We start from the raw sequence: 14,333 nt of genomic DNA, 5'->3' as shown, positions 1-14,333 counted from the left end.
GGCATCAGTCGTTGGCATCAGTCGGTGGCGGAGGGCCCGCCGGGGGACGCCACGGAGGCGGACGGCTCGCTGTCGTCGTGGGGCGGGCGGGGCGGTGAGGTGGCCTCGCCCTCGTCGGTGGGGGCGGTGTCCCAAAAGGCGAGAACGGGGCGGAGGCCGGTGCCCTGGTACACCACCGCCACGAGGCCTGCGAGCACATAAAAGACGAGCTGCGCCCCATGGGTGAGGAAGGCGTAGGTGAGGGCCTCGGCCGACGGGACGCCGTACAGGTGGACGAGCGCCTGTTCGGTGATGTAGTGGTACGACCCGATGCCTCCGGGGGAGGGCACCAGAATCCCGATTGCGCCGATGGCCATCAGGGCCCACGCATCCAGAATGCCGATGCCGTAGGGCTCCGCGAGGTGGAGCATCCGGAAGGGAAGGTAGGCCATCAGGAGGTACCCGCCCCACATGCCGACCGTGGAGGCGGTGATGGCGCCGCGGCGGGGCGAGGACACCAGCGTTGCCATCCCTTCTCGAAATGACACCACGGCGGGCTTCAGGGTGTGTGCCCAGAGGCGCCCGAGCCACGATCCCTCTCGCCGGAAGAGCCAGCGAACGCCCCAGGTTGCGAGGACAAGCAGCAGGCCCACGCCGAGTATTCCTCCCACCAATCCGTCAAGAGAGATGGACTGGAGGCGGAGCAGGGCCGGGGCCACGAACTGCTCGCGCAGCACGTCGAGGCGGTTGAAAAGCAGTCCGACCGCACTCAGCAAGGCGAGCCCCAGCACCACCGTGTCGAAAATGCGTTCAGACACGACCGTGCCGAAAAGGCTGCTGAACCGATAAGAGGTGCGGGCCGAGAGGTTGGCGGTCCGCGCCACTTCGCCCATGCGGGGGGCCACGTAATTCACCATGTACCCGATCATGACGGAGGAAAAGGAGGCCTCCAACATGCGAGGAGAGCGGGCGGCGTCTTCCTTCTGATCCTCAGGACGGGGCAGCGCCTCGACGAGGATCTGCCATCGCCAAGCGCGAAGAAGATTGCTGCCCAGGACGAGCACGATCAGGGGGAGCAGCCAGCGGTAGTCGGCCTCGCGGAACGCCGTCCAGATGTTGTCAAGGTTCACCCCGTATAGGGCGAGGGCCAACAGGCCTCCGGCCAGCACGAAACTTCCAACTTGAAACCAGCGTCGGCGACTCAGCACGTGTCGTAAAATCCGTCCCAGTGTCGTTGTGTCTTCGAAGGCCCTCCGTCACTCGGTGGAATCCGCTCGGAGGTTGACCACCTCCACGCCCTCGGGAGCAGCAAACGAGAACGCATTCTCGTTGAGGCGCGGATTGACCCTGATGTCGCGCAGCCGAAGGTCCAAAATCGATCCGTTGCGGTCGACGGCCCGGAGGCGTGTCACGATGCGGTCGGAGCGGCGCACCCAAAGGGTCGCCTCCTTAAACCGGGCCGACGCGTTTGCCGCGGCCAGGGACAGCACCTCGTGCGGTGCGTCGTCTCGGGAAGAGGAGCGGGTGGAGGCCAGATCGTATTTCTCCGGCGCGGTGGTGAGGAAGGTCTGCGGCGTCAGGGTGGAGGCCTCCGCGTCGGCGTCGTTGACTACGACTTGGCTGTCTGCGGGGGCGTAGATCCACGTCGTGGTGCCGTTCGTCACAACGGTTTGCGTCGGCGTCTCTACGCGATACTTGTTTTTCGAAAGAAGCACCGTGCCATCGATCTGCGAGGAGTCGTCCGCAAACTCGGAGGCGGTCACCTGTGTGAAGGAGGCCCGCAGGCCCCCCAAGGCTGCGTAGCGAGACTGCAGTTCTTGAAGGGACAGGGCGTCCTGAGCGCCCGCAGGGAGAGGGGCGGCCAGGCACAAAAGAAGGCCGGCCAGTATGGCGCGTCGCAGCATCGGCGGTGGGGAGGCAGAAGGGAGACATGACGTGGGGCAAACGTAACGACCAGTCCCTCAAATTATCGTGGACTCGTCGCCCGATCACGAAAAATTGACGGCCGGCCCCGGCCTGGGTTATCCGTCGAGCGAATAAATCGCCTGGGGGACGTGGTCGGGCCCCTCCGAGGCGAGGGTGCTTTCGTAAAGGACGAACTGGTCAGCGTTGAAGGCCGGGAAGGAGGGCCCATTCTGACGTCGCAGAAATGCATGAACGGCCTCTGGGGCGGTATCGTCCAGCCGGGCGAGGGTGACGTGAGGGGTGTAGTCTCGGTCTTCCGGAGACAGGCCTTCCGTGCTGAGTGCATCACTCACCGCTTCGTGCAGGGCCACCAGGGACGCAGTGCGTTCCAGCCCGAGCACCAGAACGCGGGGGGAGCGCCGAGACGGCAGCACGTCCAGGCCGTAGGGCTTGCAGCGGACCGGTGAAGCCTTCATGTCTGCAAGCGCCTGTTCGTATCGGGCTGCCTGTTCGGGGCGGGTGTCGCCGATAAAGCGGAGCGTCACGTGAAACTGGTCCGGACTGGTCCACCGGGCATCGAGCGCGGAGGGCGCCTGCAGGTCAGCTACTTCGTTCCGGAATCCATCGGGAAGATCGATTGCAGTGAAGAGTCGCATGTCGGGGGAGCGTATGAGAAGTGCTCTTCGAGATGAGGTGCATCGACGAAACTGGACGATGGGCGGAGGGTTCAGATCATTGCAATTTTCCCCAACAAGACCGAGGAAGCGCGTGCAGCTTCGAAAAATCAGGTCGGGGGGACAGACCGGCGTTGATCGGGCAGCGCTCGATGCGGCGCTGGCCCACAACGTGCCAGCGGGGGGATGGTGTCCGCGGGAACGGCGAGCGGAAGACGGCCCCATTTCCTCGCGATATCCCCTCCGGGAAACGCCGTCGGCCGAGTATGCGCAACGGACTGCGTGGAACGTACGAGACAGCGACGGGACGCTTCTCATTGCTCCGTCGCCGCTGGAGGGGGGCACCGCCCTCACGCGACAGGAGGCGGAGGCGCGCGGAAAGCCGGTCCTCCACGTACGTCTCACCGACCCCGTCCCGGTCCCGATGATCCACGCGTGGGGAACAGAACACGACGTGCGGGTGCTAAACGTGGCGGGGCCACGAGCGAGCGAGGTGGACGGCATCTACCGCCGGGCCCGAACCCTGCTCGAGACTTTTCTGGCATCGATGTAGGACCTATTCGGGGTCTCGTGGAGGCGGTGGGTCGGAGGGGCGCCGGCGGTGGCGCTGGGCGAAGAGGTCTTCGCCGTCGTCGACGCGTCCGGCCGCGATCCAGAGAAGGCGGACCCCCACGGCCGTGGCGAGTACGACGAACAAGGTGAAGGCCGGCCAGAGGGGAGCTTCGAAGCCAAACTGGCTCGCACGGGCCTCCGGGAAGCGGATCCATTTGTCGAGCCCCCAGGCCGCCATCCCCGCCCCGAGCAGAGCAAACACAAAGGCTGCCCCTTTCAGAAGACGGACCGCCGTCGTGGGAGAGGAAGAATCAGTCCGTGGAGGCATACTGGTCAGTCCAGTTGTTCAGAGCAGGTCGAACGGGAAGGCCGGCCTCGCGAAGATGCTCTTTGGCCTCCTCCACGGTATACTCGCGAAAGTGAAAGATGGAGGCGGCCAGCACGGCGCTGGCGCCCCCGTCCACGAGGCCGTCCCGCAGGTGCTCCAGGGTGCCGGCCCCGCCGGAGGCGATGACCGGAATCTGAGTCCGCTCCGTTACGGCGCGGAGGAGGTCAAGGTCGTAGCCGTCTTTGGTGCCGTCCCGGTCCATCGACGTGAGCAGAATCTCGCCGGCCCCTCGCGCCTCCGCTTCGGCGGCCCACTCCACGGCGTCTGTGCCGGTCGGCTTTCGGCCGCCGTGGATCACCACTTCCCAGGCGGGGCCCTCCACACCATCCCGCCGCTTCGCATCGATGGCCACGACGATGCACTGGTTGCCGAACGCATCGGCCCCCTGGGCGATCAGCTCCGGGTCCTTCACGGCCGCGGAGTTGATGGCCACCTTGTCGGCCCCGGCCTGCAGCATCGCCCGCATGTCGTCGACCGACCGGAGGCCCCCGCCCACGGTGAGGGGGATGAACACCTGGTCGGCGGTGCGGCGCACCACGTCGTGCATGATGTCGCGGTCCTCGTGCGTGGCGGTGATGTCGAGGAACACGAGCTCGTCGGCCCCGGCGGCATCGTAGGTGCGGGCCTGCTCCACCGGGTCGCCGGCGTCGCGGATGTCGACAAAGTTGATGCCCTTGACGACGCGGCCTTCGTCCACGTCCAGGCAGGGGATGATGCGTTTCGCGAGGGGCATACGGGGCGAGGAAGAGGGCAGGTGTGACGAAAAGCGAGCTACCGCAGCGACGCTGTGGAGAACGTGTCGAGGTCGACCGCGTCCTTGTCCTGCCACGCCCAGAACTGCTGGCAGGGGAAGCGGTTTTCGTAAAGCGCCGTGCCCACGATGACCGAGTCAACGCCGTAGGGCTGGAGCGTCTGAATGTCGAGCAGGTCCTCGTGCTCGCCTACGCCGCCAGACGCTGTGATCTTCGTGTCGGAGAGCTGGCGGCCGAGCGCCCGATACGCCTGAATGTTGGGGCCCTCCATCGTCCCGTCCCGGCTGATGTCGGTGTAGACGAGACGCCGCACGCCCCGCCGCTCCATGTCCTGCGCAAAGGCGACCGCGTCGAGCCCCGATCCCTCCGTCCAGCCCTGCACGCGTACCTCTCCGTCCCGGGCGTCGATGCTCACAACCACCCGCTGGGCCGAGAATCGCTCCACGGCCTGCTCTACGAAGTCGGGATCGCGGACGGCCGCGGTGCCCAAAATGACGCGGTACACGCCCCGGTCGAGGGCCGCCTCAATTTGGTCCATGGAGCGGATGCCGCCGCCGAGCTGGATCGGAATGTCGAGCGCATCGCACATGGCGCCGATCACGCTGCGGTTGTGCTCGCCCTCCCCCCGAGCGGCGTCAAGGTCAACCACGTGGAGCGTCTGCGCGTTCTGCACGCGCCACAGCTTCGCCATCTTCACCGGATCGTCGAAGTAGACCGTCTCGTCGTCGTACGAGCCCTGGTGCAGACGCACGCACCGGCCGTCGCGGATGTCGATGGCGGGAATGACGAGGGGCATGGATCGGGGTGCGTGGATGCAAGGACTCTCGTATGAACCGTTACTTCCATTCGCGAGGAAGCGCAATGTTCGTAGGGGCGGATGCCTCCCCGGCAGGGGGCGGAATGAAAACGGGAACTGGGTGAAGAAGTCGCTCAGTGCACCGGGGCCTGGAACTGTGAAGACGACCGCGAATGCGATTGTTGACTCAATACGAACTCTGCGCCTCCCTCGCTGCGTCGCTGCGTCGAACAGACCGGACGCTTGCGCGGCACTGGCGGAGCGCACCAACAAACACAACGACGATTACAGTATGCAACGCGGAACGATCAAGTGGTTCGACACCGAAAAAGGATTTGGCTTCATCGAGCCCGAGGAGGGCGGTGAAGATGTATTCCTCCACGTCAGCAACATCACCGGTTCGACGGGCGGCGATGATCTGCATGAGGGCCAGTCCGTGGCGTTCGAGACGGAGCGAACAGAGAAGGGGCTCAGCGCCCTCAATGCTTCGCCGGTCGGATAACGTCGGAACGGCCGATTTAAGAACATCAGGGCCCGTCCCGCCAGGGGCGGGCTTTTCTTGTTGGGGGGATGAGGAAGCGAAGACAATACTCGTGGAGGGGCCCGATCGTGTAGGAGTTACGAAGCGACCGCCCAGCGTGGCCGCTCTGGGGAGCGTATGCGGCTCAGCTCCGCACACGGCCGGAATTGGCACCGTTTTTGATCATTTGCCACGACCGAGGAGCACGCATTACATCTAGCGCCAAGCGTTGGGGGGCTTCGCCGCATGGAAAATTCTGTCGACACTGCCATCCGGTTCCTGACGGTCCTCGCAGGCGGGGTGAGCTTCCTCGTCCTTCTGTTGATCCAGATGCTCTAGGCCGAGTCAGGCGTGAAGTTGCACCGGGCCGTTTTTAGGTCGTGACTGTGCGCTTGGCCCCTTCGCCCGCGGGAAGCGCGGCAAAATTTTCGAGCAGCCCGAGGCCCGCAGCCTGTGACTTTTCGGGGTGGAATTGCACGCCGAAGACGTTGTCGCACTGCACGACGGACGGGAACGTGTGCCCGTAGGTGGTTGTGGCGAGGACGTCGTCGGTCGTCTCCGCGACGGGATGGTAGGAGTGGACGAAGTAGACGTAGGGGGCATCGCCGAGGCCCTCCAACAGCGGGTGGGTGCGCGTCGGCTCGATCGCATTCCAGCCCATGTGGGGGACGGACAGGTCGTCGGGCATCCCGACGTCGGTGTCTCGGAAGTGCGCGACGTGCCCGGGCAACACACCGAGCCCGTCGTGCTCGCCCTTTTCGTATCCGGTCTCGAAGAGGAGCTGCATTCCCACACAGACCCCAAGAAACGGGACGCCGCGGTCAATGACCTCGTGGATTGCGTTCTCCAGGTCGCGTCGGCGGATCTCGTCGATGCAGGCGCGAAACGCCCCAACCCCCGGCAGCACGACCCGCTCGGCGTTTGCGACCGCATCGGGACGATCCGTCCGGTGCACCGATGCTCCCACCGCTTCGAACGCTTTCTCGATCGAGCGGAGATTGCCAATGCCGTAATCGATGATGGTCGTCATGGAGACTGGGAAGTATAAAAGAAACAGTCCGAGCGGTGGGGCGGAGCGCGGATGAGCGTCGGGGGCGAGGCCCTCTACTCGTCGTTGAGCTCCTTGGAGCGTTGTGTGGCGGTTCCGACGGCGTTGATGAGCATGGTGCGGAGGCCGTGCTCTTCGAGCGACGAGACCGCAGCGATGGCGGTGCCCCCCGGCGTGGTGACCTCGTCTCGCAAAATGGCAGGGTGCTTGTCCGTGTCGATGGCCAGTTTGGCGGCGCCGTAGACGGTCTGACGCGCCAGCGTCGAAGCATCCGTTCGGGACATCCCCTGCTTCACGCCCGCGTCGGTGAGTGCCTCGATGAACATGTACACGTACGCCGGGCCGCTCCCCGACAGGCCGGTGACGGCGTCCATGTGGTCCTCGGGCACGACCACGGCGTCGCCCACGGCCTCAAAGATGGCCCGGGCCTTTTCCAGGTGGGCGTCGGTCGCGTAGGTTCCGGGAGCGAGGGCCGTCGCCCCGGCGTCGACGAGGGCCGGGGTGTTGGGCATGGCCCGGATCACAGGTTGGTCCTGCCCAAACCCGAGCTGAAGGCGCTCACTGGTGATGCCGGCCAGTACGCTGATCACGAGGACCTCCCGGTCCACGTGGTCGCGGATGTTGGTAATGACCTCGGCCCGGCCCTGGGGCTTGATGGTCAGCAGAATGACGGAGGCATCCTGGACGGCCTCCACGTTGTCGGTCGTGGTGCGCAGGCCGGGAAATTCCTCCGCCATCGCGTCGAGGGCCGAGGCGGTTCGGCGGGTCGCAATGACGTTTTCGGCCTCGATGAGGCCGCCGCCGATCATGCCGCCGATGAGGGCGTGGCCGATATTGCCGGCCCCAATGACCGCGACTGTGTCGTCTGAGAGCATGGAAGAGAGTCGAGCGTTGTTCGTGAAGAGAGAGGGGGGCGCCGTCGTCATGGGGGGCACTCGCCCCGAACGCCTCAGAAGTGAACACCGGTCCTTCGCCGGACGCAGTTCCTGGGCGCCACCGTCAGGCGAGCGTGCCTTTCGTGGAGGCGACCTCGGCGTGGTCGGCCCGGCGACGAACAGCCCCACGGAGGGCACGGGCGGCAGCCTTGAAGAGGGCCTCAATCTTGTGGTGGGCGTTGTGGCCGTGGAGGACGGTCAGGTGCAGATTGCAGCGGGCGTGGTCGGCGACCGAGCGCCACACGTGTTCAACCAACTCCGTGGAGAAGTCCCCGACCCGTTCGCGTTCGAAGGAGGCCTCCAGGTGGCAGTAGCTCCGGCCCGACAGGTCCACCACCGCCCGGGCCAGCGCATCGTCCATGGGCACGTAGGCGTGGCCATATCGGGCGATGTGGGCCTTGTCGCCGAGGGCGTCGCCGAGGGCCCGGCCGAGGCCGATGGCGACGTCCTCAACGGTGTGGTGGTCGTCCACCTCCAGATCGCCGTCGCACTCCACCGCAAGGTCGAGCCCCCCGTGCTTGGCGAAGAGCCGCAGCATGTGGTCGAAAAACCCGACGCCGGTGTCGATGTCGTAGGTCCCGTCGCCATCGAGGCCGAGGGTGATCGAAACGTCCGTCTCGGCGGTGGTGCGTTCGACGGCGGCCGTACGGGGAGAAAAGCTGGAGTCGGACATGAAGCGACCAGAAACTGGGTGGAAAAACGAGTCAGCCCTGTTTTCACGAGGGGCTCACGCGTCGTGAACACGCAGAAGCACTTGCTGATTCATATAATTGGATCTGGAGGAAGTGCCCACCGGTTGGTACGTGTGCTCCAATCTCCCACGAAGAATTGCAACGATCCGTGGCAACGTACAGCGACGCTGACTTCGAGGATAGTCGATTCGACTACGGCGAGCGGGTTCGCATTCTGCTGCGCCACCCCAAGCTGGGCGGCGTGTACGGGGAGGCCGAAGGGACCTGCGCCGCTCGAGAAGAAGACATCGAGTTTGAGGCGAAGGACGGCACTATGCGGACCAAGACGCTCGTCTGGCTCAAGGACATTGAAGGCTACGAAAAGCCCCACGAGGATCTTCCAGATACAACCCAGGAGGTAGAAGAGGCCTGGTTTGCCGAAGAGGCGCTCCGCAAGAAGGAGGGCGATCCGCTCGACGGGGTGAGCTTCAATTAGATTCACACTGCACGCCCCGGACGATCGCGGTGCGGGCGAACGTTTGCCCCGGGCGTCCCCGAGCCCCCTGTTTTAGGACCCGAGGCCCTTCTCCACACCAGTCCGTCCACGACCAATGTACGTCTACGACTAATGGCAGACTCTTCTGCGTCCGAGCGACTCCTCGTGACCGCGGCCCTTCCGTACGCCAACGGCCCCATCCACATCGGCCACCTGGCGGGGGCGTACCTGCCGGCGGACCTCTTCGTGCGCTATCAGCGGCTGAAGGGCGAGGACGTGGCCTTTATCTGCGGGTCCGACGAGATGGGGGTTGCCATTCTCATGCGGGCCATCCGGGAGGACCGAACGCCCGAAGACATCATCGACACCTACCACCCCCAGATCCGCGACAATTTTGAGCGGTTCGGGATGAGCTTCGACTACTACGGGCGCACCTCCAGCGAGACCCACGAGGAGACGACCCAGGACTTTTTTCGGGTGCTCGACGAGAAGGAGGGCTTCGACCTCAAGACCGACGAGCAACTCTATGACCCGGAGGCCGAGATGTTTTTGGCCGACCGGTTCGTCGTGGGCACGTGTCCGGTGTGTGGGTACGACGAGGCCTACGGCGACCAGTGCGAGCAGTGCGGCTCGTCGCTCAGCCCGACGGAGCTGGAGGACCCGCAGAGCACGCTCACCGACGCCACGCCGGAGCTGAAGGAAACGACCCACTGGTATCTCCCGCTGGGCGAACTTCAGTCCCAGCTTGAAGATTGGATCGGCTCGCATCCGGAGTGGAAAAACAACGTGCTCGGGCAGATCCAGAGCTGGTTCGACGAGGGACTGAAGGGCCGGGCCATCACGCGCGATGTGCCCTGGGGGGTGCCGGTTCCGGACGACGTGGCTGAACGGCACGGCCTGGAGGCGGAGGGGAAGGTCATCTACGTGTGGTTCGACGCGCCCATCGGCTACATCTCGGCCACCAAAGAGTGGGCCAAAGCTCAGGGCGCCCCTGAAAAGTGGGCCGACTACTGGCAGGAGGAGGACACCCGCCTCGTGCACTTCATCGGCAAAGACAACATTGTCTTTCATTGCCTCATGTTTCCGTCCATGCTCATGGAGCATGGCGACTACGTCCTGCCGGACAACGTGCCCGCGAACGAGTTTTTGAATCTGGAGGGGGACAAGCTCTCGACGAGCCGCGGCTGGGCGGTTTGGCTCCACGAGTACCTCGACGACTTTGCGGACGAGCGGCATACCGCCGACCTGCTCCGGTACGCCCTTGCCACGACCCTCCCCGAGACGAAAGACGCCGACTTTAGCTGGGACGGGTTTCAGCGGCGCGTGAACGGGGAGCTTGCCAACGTCTTTGGCAACTTCGTGCACCGGACGCTCACGTTTGCGCAGCGCTACTTCGATGGCACGGTTCCGCCCCTCGAAGACCCCGCGGCCGCGGACCGGGCCATGCTCGACAAGATGGCCGAGGCGCCCGATGCGGTTGGCACCGCCTACGAGGAGCACCGCACCCGAGACGCCGTCTTCGAGACGATGGCGCTGGCGCGTCACGGCAACAAGTACTTCAACGAGACGGAGCCGTGGCACACCAACGAGAGCGACCCGCAGGCCTGCGCGAATACGATCCACGTCAGCCTGCAGGTGTGCGCCGCGCTCTCTATCCTGTTAGAGCCGGTGGTGCCCAGCGCCGCGGCGGAATTGCGAAAGCGGCTCGGGCTGGAGAACGTGCGAACCAGTACGCCCGACGGCGCCCCCACTGATGCGGTTGGATGGAGGGACGCCGGGACGCCTCTGTTATCGGCCGGGCACCCGATCCCGAGCGGCCCCGATCCGGAGCCGCTCTTCAAGAAAATCGACGACGAGATCATCGAGGCCCAGATCGAGAAGCTTCGCGAGCGGGCTGCTGAACGAGATTCAGACCCATCCCCCACTGACATGGACTACGACGAGCTCAAAGACAACATTTCGTTCGACGACTTCACCCAGCTCGACCTGCGCGCCGGCACTGTAACGGCCGCTGAGCCGGTGCCCGATGCCGACAAGCTGCTTCGATTGGACGTAGACATCGGCGTTGAGGAGCGGCAGATCCTTGCGGGCGTGGCCGAGCAAATGGCCCCCGATGAGGTCGTGGGGCTGGAGGTCGTTGTCGTCGCCAACATGGCCCCGAAGGAGATGTTTGGGTTCGAAAGCCAGGGCATGGTGCTGATGGCGGAGGAGCCAGACGGCACGTTCGTCCCGGTGACGACTGCGGCGGAGGACGGGTCGGTCGTGCGGTAGCGCGCGGATGGGGAGGGGGCACTGATCGTCGCTTTGGCCTCGCCGGAGGACTTCTTGGAGCAATTGTCGGTGAGTTCGCCGATAACGATCATGGTGTGATCTACCAAGGACCCGTCGATCAGTACGTAATGCGATAACTGAGGTCTGCCTGCCTATGTCGTTGGCCATCATCTCCGCAATGGATGTCGAGATGGAGCAGTATCTGGAGCACTGCACCCTCCGGGCCTCGACCGAGCGTGCAGGCCTGACCATCCATGAGGCCCACTGGCGCGGTCACGATGTTGCCCTCGTCCGCTCCGGGGTGGGAAAGGTGAATGCGGCCCTCTGCACCCAGTTGCTCATCGATCGGTACGACCTCGACGCCGTCCTCTGCACCGGCTCGGCGGGCGCCCTGGACCCGGCGCTCGACATTGGGGACGTGGTGATCGCGAGCGATTGTGTGCACCACGATGTGCTGGTGGATTTCATGGGCCTGCCCCGGGGCCAGATTCCCTTTACCGACCACCGGTTCTTCGAGACGCATCCGGTCCTCCGGCGCCATGCCCTGGAGGTCGGGCTCACTGATCATCGCGTTCAGGCGGGGCGCGTGCTCACTGGCGACACGTTTGTCGAGGACGAGTCGCAGCGTCGTCGGCTCCGTGCGGAGCTGGACGGCGCGTGTGTGGAGATGGAAGGGGCGGCCGTGGGCCAGGTCTGCGCGGTGAACGACGTGCCGTACCTCGTGGTGCGGGCCGTCTCGGACCACGCAGACGGCACCTCCAACCTCGACTTTGAGACGTTTTTGGAGGAGGCCGCCCGGTCCTCTTCCCAGATTGTGCTGGACCTTCTCGATGCCTTAGACACAAACGAACGCCTGGGGTCCGCAGGGCGTTGACGCCTTATTCAACCCCGTGCGCGAACAGAGGCCTGAGCGTCGTGTATCACATGCGCATCAAGCAGTTCTGTCTTTAGATGCCCTCTATGAGGTTCTACGCAGTCGGGCTTAATCACGAATGCACCTCGCTGGAGCGGACCGAAAGGTTCGCGCTCAGTCCGGAGGCGCAGGAGACCCTGTACGCCAATCTTAGCCTGAGTGCCGACGCAGAGGTTGTCGTCCTGTCGACCTGCAACCGCACGGAGGCGTACCTCTACGGCACCGAGGCGGACCTGCGCCAGGTAAAGGCCCTGCTCGGACACGGCGCCGGCACTCGGTGGCCCGAGGGAACGGCTTTTCAGGAACGGGATGAAGATGCAGTCCGGCATCTGCTACAGGTGACCAGCGGCCTTCGCTCCGTGGTGCTCGGGGAGCGCCAAATTTTCGCGCAGGTCAAGGCGGCCTACGAACGGGCGGTGGACGCCGGGGGGGTCCACTCCGTAATGCACCGGCTCTTCCACACCGCGTTTCGGGCGGCCAAGCGGGTGTCCTCGGAGACCGGTCTGGTTCAAGGGGCGGCGTCGGTCTCGACCGCGGCCGTCGAAATGGCCCGGCAAGTGCTTTCCGACTCCGACGGATGCGGGCTCGAAGATACGGCGGTCGTGCTCGTCGGGGCCGGGAAGATGGGCCGCCTCGCCCTGGAGGCCCTCGCCGATGAATCGCTGCGGTCGCTCACGGTCCTCAACCGGTCGCCTGAGCGGGCTCAAGACGTGGCGGCATCGTTTGGGGGCGAGACCCACCCCTGGGGCCGTCGTCACGAGGCCGTGGCCGCCGCCGACCTTGCGCTGGTGGCGACGGGGGCGTCCGAGCCCGTGATTCATGATTCGGCCCTGCCGTCTCCTGGCGAGACAACCCTTCTGGTGGACGTGGCGATGCCCCGGAACGTAGACCCGGCCGTCGCCGACTGCTCGGGGTACCGGCTCTATGACCTGGACGACCTGGAGGCCTGGACCGCTCGGGTGCGTGAGCAGCGGGCGGATGCGGTGCCGAAGGCGGAATCCATCTGTGAAGATCTCCTCGAAGACTTCGTCACCTGGGTGTTCCACCAGCAGGCCCTGAAGCCTGCCATTCAGGCGATCCGGGACACCTTTGACACCATCCGGGAGCAGGAGGTCGACCGGCACGCCCACCGCACCGACATGGACCGGGAGGAGGTCGACCGCCTCACCGAGTCGATCATGCAAAAGCTGCTGGCGGTTCCCATCGTGCGTCTCAAAAATGTGGATCCGGAAAGCATCGATTTCGTGCAGGGCATTGAGCTGCTCCACGCCCTCTTTGCGCCCTCTGATGAGGAAAACGCCGGGCGTTCTCTGCCGGACGCCCCCGAGGCCGACACGCCCGACCTTGGAGACGCCCCGTCCCGCTGTCCCTACCTGACGCACGCCCCTGGAACCTCCGGGGACGAGACGGAAGAGGTGGAGGAGGCCCTTCGTTTGTCGGCCGCGCATCAGGCCACGCCTCACTCCGAAGAGGGACGCGACCAGTAAGCGCGATCGATACCGCGGCTCGCATCTGGTGTGCGACGTGTCACCGGCCGGCCCCTGTCCCACCGTCGCGGGCGGCTCGTCTTGTTTGCTGAATGATTCCTGGACTGCGCATGTCGATTCCCGATCCGCTCGTTCTTGGCACCCGGGGCAGTGAGCTGGCCCTCCGGCAGGCCAATGTCGTGCGGTCGAAGCTCGAAGCGGACGGGCACCGCGTGGAGTTGCAGACCATCACCACGCGGGGCGACGAGTCGACCGACACGCCGATCTCGGAGATTGGAGAGGAGGCGGTCTTCACCAAGGAGCTGGACCGTGCCCTGCTTGACGGCGCCGTCAATTTAGCCGTCCACTCGCTCAAAGACATCCCCTCGACGGTTCCCTCGGGGCTTGCGCTGGCTGCGATCGGGGAGCGTGCGGACCCGCGCGATGCATTCGTTGCTCATCCGTCCTTTGACGGATCCCTTCACGACCTGCCGGAGGCGGCCACGGTGGCGACCGCCTCGCTCCGTCGTACGGCCCAGCTGCTCACCTGGCGGTCCGACCTTCATGTTGTGCCGGTCCGGGGCAACGTGGATACCCGCATCGAGAAGCTGGCCCAAAGCGACTGGACCGGGATGGTGCTGGCCGTGGCGGGCCTCGCGCGGTTGGGATTGTCGGTCCACATTCGCGATCGGATCGACCCGTCGCTTATTGTGCCGGCCGTGGGACAGGGAGCGCTCGGGATTGCCTGTCGAGAGGATCAGGAGGCGCTTCGCGACCTGCTTCGCGGGGCGCTTCACCACAACCCCAGCGGGGTTGCCGCGGATGCGGAGCGGGCCTTCCTGCGGAGAGTTGGGGGCGGGTGTCAGGTGCCCCTCGGGGCGTGGGCCCGTCTGGAAGACGATGCGCTCGTCCTGGATGCCTGCATCGCCGCCCTCGACGGCAGCGAGCACTACCGCGACCAGCGGCG

General features: G+C 65.3%; 16 protein-coding genes. 7 read left to right on the top strand and 9 right to left on the bottom strand.

Translation table 11 applies throughout. From position 1 onward, the window contains the following. Positions 1 to 17: 17 nt before the first annotated feature. From V5A20_RS09625 to thpR, 3 genes are all read right to left on the bottom strand, one after another. Positions 18 to 1,187: a lysylphosphatidylglycerol synthase transmembrane domain-containing protein gene (locus V5A20_RS09625; protein ID WP_332327222.1), complete on the bottom strand. Its 1,170-nt coding sequence runs from the start codon at positions 1,185 to 1,187 to the stop codon at positions 18 to 20. 48 nt (positions 1,188 to 1,235) lie between these two features. Further along, on the bottom strand, positions 1,236 to 1,883 hold the full coding sequence (locus V5A20_RS09620; protein ID WP_332315796.1) for a LolA family protein: 648 nt from the start codon (positions 1,881 to 1,883) through the stop codon (positions 1,236 to 1,238). A gap of 117 nt (positions 1,884 to 2,000) precedes the next feature. Then, entirely contained in the window at positions 2,001 to 2,540 is a 540-nt protein-coding gene (gene thpR / locus V5A20_RS09615; protein ID WP_332315795.1) for an RNA 2',3'-cyclic phosphodiesterase, read from the bottom strand. A gap of 112 nt (positions 2,541 to 2,652) precedes the next feature. On the opposite strand from thpR, the gene V5A20_RS09610 reads away from it, so the two are divergent. Next, positions 2,653 to 3,111: a putative molybdenum carrier protein gene (locus V5A20_RS09610; RefSeq protein ID WP_332315794.1), complete on the top strand. Its 459-nt coding sequence runs from the start codon at positions 2,653 to 2,655 to the stop codon at positions 3,109 to 3,111. A 3-nt stretch (positions 3,112 to 3,114) separates the two neighbouring features. On the opposite strand, the gene V5A20_RS09605 is transcribed toward V5A20_RS09610, so the two are convergent. From V5A20_RS09605 to hisA, 3 genes are read right to left on the bottom strand one after another with little or no spacing between them, the layout of a single operon-like run. Then, on the bottom strand, positions 3,115 to 3,372 hold the full coding sequence (locus V5A20_RS09605) for an ABC transporter permease (protein WP_332327221.1): 258 nt from the start codon (positions 3,370 to 3,372) through the stop codon (positions 3,115 to 3,117). Between the two features lie 49 nt (positions 3,373 to 3,421). Next, positions 3,422 to 4,231, bottom strand: coding sequence for an imidazole glycerol phosphate synthase subunit HisF (hisF, locus tag V5A20_RS09600; RefSeq protein ID WP_332315792.1), 810 nt, complete (start codon positions 4,229 to 4,231; stop codon positions 3,422 to 3,424). 38 nt (positions 4,232 to 4,269) lie between these two features. Continuing rightward, positions 4,270 to 5,046 (bottom strand): 1-(5-phosphoribosyl)-5-[(5-phosphoribosylamino)methylideneamino]imidazole-4-carboxamide isomerase, encoded by a 777-nt coding sequence (hisA, locus tag V5A20_RS09595; RefSeq protein WP_332327220.1) that lies wholly within the window; start codon positions 5,044 to 5,046, stop codon positions 4,270 to 4,272. A gap of 292 nt (positions 5,047 to 5,338) precedes the next feature. On the opposite strand from hisA, the gene V5A20_RS09590 reads away from it, so the two are divergent. Next, complete coding sequence (locus V5A20_RS09590) at positions 5,339 to 5,548, top strand: cold-shock protein (RefSeq protein WP_332315790.1); 210 nt, start codon at positions 5,339 to 5,341, stop codon at positions 5,546 to 5,548. A gap of 391 nt (positions 5,549 to 5,939) precedes the next feature. On the opposite strand, the gene hisH is transcribed toward V5A20_RS09590, so the two are convergent. The 3 genes from hisH to hisB form a co-directional block, all read right to left on the bottom strand. Next, positions 5,940 to 6,596, bottom strand: coding sequence for an imidazole glycerol phosphate synthase subunit HisH (hisH, locus tag V5A20_RS09585; RefSeq protein WP_332315789.1), 657 nt, complete (start codon positions 6,594 to 6,596; stop codon positions 5,940 to 5,942). Positions 6,597 to 6,670: 74 nt separating this feature from the next. Then, positions 6,671 to 7,489, bottom strand: a complete 819-nt coding sequence (gene proC / locus V5A20_RS09580) for a pyrroline-5-carboxylate reductase (RefSeq protein WP_332315788.1) — start codon at positions 7,487 to 7,489, stop codon at positions 6,671 to 6,673. Positions 7,490 to 7,613: 124 nt separating this feature from the next. Beyond that, positions 7,614 to 8,222, bottom strand: a complete 609-nt coding sequence (gene hisB / locus V5A20_RS09575) for an imidazoleglycerol-phosphate dehydratase HisB (RefSeq protein ID WP_332327219.1) — start codon at positions 8,220 to 8,222, stop codon at positions 7,614 to 7,616. A gap of 167 nt (positions 8,223 to 8,389) precedes the next feature. Here hisB and V5A20_RS09570 point away from each other — a divergent pair, with 167 nt between their 5' ends. The 5 genes from V5A20_RS09570 to hemC all read left to right on the top strand — a co-directional run. Continuing rightward, a complete protein-coding gene (locus V5A20_RS09570) occupies positions 8,390 to 8,716 on the top strand; it encodes a hypothetical protein (RefSeq protein ID WP_332315786.1) in 327 nt (108 codons plus the stop codon). Positions 8,717 to 8,848: 132 nt separating this feature from the next. Next, positions 8,849 to 10,987, top strand: coding sequence for a methionine--tRNA ligase (gene metG / locus V5A20_RS09565; protein WP_332327218.1), 2,139 nt, complete (start codon positions 8,849 to 8,851; stop codon positions 10,985 to 10,987). 154 nt (positions 10,988 to 11,141) lie between these two features. Beyond that, the gene (locus tag V5A20_RS09560; RefSeq protein ID WP_332327217.1) at positions 11,142 to 11,861 is read left to right on the top strand and encodes a 5'-methylthioadenosine/adenosylhomocysteine nucleosidase; all 720 of its coding nucleotides are present in this window, start codon (positions 11,142 to 11,144) and stop codon (positions 11,859 to 11,861) included. An 86-nt stretch (positions 11,862 to 11,947) separates the two neighbouring features. Further along, positions 11,948 to 13,387: a glutamyl-tRNA reductase gene (gene hemA, locus V5A20_RS09555; RefSeq protein WP_332327216.1), complete on the top strand. Its 1,440-nt coding sequence runs from the start codon at positions 11,948 to 11,950 to the stop codon at positions 13,385 to 13,387. 110 nt (positions 13,388 to 13,497) lie between these two features. Beyond that, the coding region (gene hemC, locus V5A20_RS09550; protein WP_332327215.1) for a hydroxymethylbilane synthase at positions 13,498 to 14,333 on the top strand (836 nt) is incomplete at its 3' end.

The sequence above is a fragment of the Salinibacter sp. genome (genome assembly GCF_036626415.1).
Lineage (GTDB): Bacteria > Bacteroidota > Rhodothermia > Rhodothermales > Salinibacteraceae > Salinibacter.
This window is presented reverse-complemented; position numbering and strand designations above follow the sequence as displayed.

Bases quoted from the DNA above. Each gene is read 5' to 3' on its own strand.
- V5A20_RS09620 (WP_332315796.1), bottom strand. From the start codon at position 1,883: ATGCTGCGACGCGCCATACTGGCCGGCCTTCTTTTGTGCCTGGCCGCC.
- thpR (WP_332315795.1), bottom strand. From the start codon at position 2,540: ATGCGACTCTTCACTGCAATCGATCTTCCCGATGGATTCCGGAACGAA.
- hisF (WP_332315792.1), bottom strand. From the start codon at position 4,231: ATGCCCCTCGCGAAACGCATCATCCCCTGCCTGGACGTGGACGAAGGC.
- hisA (WP_332327220.1), bottom strand. From the start codon at position 5,046: ATGCCCCTCGTCATTCCCGCCATCGACATCCGCGACGGCCGGTGCGTG.
- V5A20_RS09590 (WP_332315790.1), top strand. From the start codon at position 5,339: ATGCAACGCGGAACGATCAAGTGGTTCGACACCGAAAAAGGATTTGGC.
- hisH (WP_332315789.1), bottom strand. From the start codon at position 6,596: ATGACGACCATCATCGATTACGGCATTGGCAATCTCCGCTCGATCGAG.
- proC (WP_332315788.1), bottom strand. From the start codon at position 7,489: ATGCTCTCAGACGACACAGTCGCGGTCATTGGGGCCGGCAATATCGGC.
- hisB (WP_332327219.1), bottom strand. From the start codon at position 8,222: ATGTCCGACTCCAGCTTTTCTCCCCGTACGGCCGCCGTCGAACGCACC.
- metG (WP_332327218.1), top strand. From the start codon at position 8,849: ATGGCAGACTCTTCTGCGTCCGAGCGACTCCTCGTGACCGCGGCCCTT.
- V5A20_RS09560 (WP_332327217.1), top strand. From the start codon at position 11,142: ATGTCGTTGGCCATCATCTCCGCAATGGATGTCGAGATGGAGCAGTAT.
- hemA (WP_332327216.1), top strand. From the start codon at position 11,948: ATGAGGTTCTACGCAGTCGGGCTTAATCACGAATGCACCTCGCTGGAG.